General features: G+C 58.2%; 1 protein-coding gene. It reads right to left on the bottom strand.

Going from position 1 to position 1,149, the window contains the following annotated elements; genetic code table 11:
* The coding region (locus FCU66_RS34685; RefSeq protein ID WP_136622741.1) for a M24 family metallopeptidase at nucleotides 1-1,138 on the bottom strand (1,138 nt) is incomplete at its 3' end.
* Nucleotides 1,139-1,149: the final 11 nt, after the last annotated feature.

The raw sequence follows: 1,149 nt of genomic DNA, 5'->3' as shown, positions 1-1,149 counted from the left end.
CGAGATCTCTCGAGGAATTCGTCAGGAAGACACCACCGGACTTCTCAACCAACACACAATCCGACAGGAAATTATCGTTGCCCCCGTCATCCGTAATCCATGTGAGAAGGTGGAATACCATCCCCTCCCGGATCTGGACAGTGCTCGCCCCATGCAGGCTGTTTATACCGGGGCCGCCGGTCCAGGTCGGAGGAAATGAGATCCCGACCGTGTAACCGCAATGCTCGAGCCTCGGGAACGCCTTGGATGCCTCGAGATGAGCCCGCCATGCAGCATGGACATCCGAGGCGCGAACACCTGGCTTCAGCGCATTCAGGGCCTTAAGATGTGCCTGGTTGCTGATTTCGGAAAGCTTCCTTGCCGACGCAGGAGCTAGACCGACATAGCCCGTCCGGGCCATTGGAGCGTGATATCGATCGACACAGCCCGAGAGTTCGAGAAGGAACGAGTCACCCGTCTTGAGCTCGCGGGAAGTCCATGTGGTGTGCGGTTCGCATATCCGATCCACGGACCTGATGAACGGGGGGAAACCAGGGGACTGGCCGCCGGCAGCAATCATGGCCCTATAGACCTCGGCCGCGACTGTGTTCTCGGTCACGCCGTTGCCAGCTGTGCCAATTCCTGCTGAAATCATGATGTCGGAGATTTGCGCCGCTCGTTTAACCTGTCCGACTTCAAAGGGGGATTTGACCATACGCATCTCTTCGACAATGCCCGATGAGTCAAGAAATTCAGCGCTCGGGAGAGCTACCCGAAGAGGAGCCTCGATTGCGACGTTAAAGGCGCTGTTCTTTTGCAACGCTACACGCGGGCTCTTGCCGGCGACCGCGACCAGTTGCGACGCGATTGCCGCTGCAACGTCGTCATTGTCGGCGTAACCGATATATTGAACATCTTTCGCCTGCCGCAGGATGGTCGGCATCTCAATGCTTCTCGCGAAGAGAACCGGCTTACCAGCGACCGGAACCAGGAGCGCGTGCAGGCAGAAATAGCCTTCGTAGTCCAGGCCCGCCAGGTAGTAGATATTCTCGGGACTCGTGAAGATTGCGACGTCAATCCCGCGCTGGCGGCACACATCCTGCACCTTCGCCAAGCGCCGTGCGCGCTCAACATGGGCTTGGCCTACGCTCTGATCCATTTCCGCTTCCT

The sequence above is a fragment of the Mesorhizobium norvegicum genome (assembly GCF_004919685.1).
GTDB lineage: Bacteria > Pseudomonadota > Alphaproteobacteria > Rhizobiales > Rhizobiaceae > Mesorhizobium > Mesorhizobium norvegicum.
Note: the sequence above shows the minus strand (reverse complement) of the source record. Positions and strands in the feature narration are given on the sequence as shown.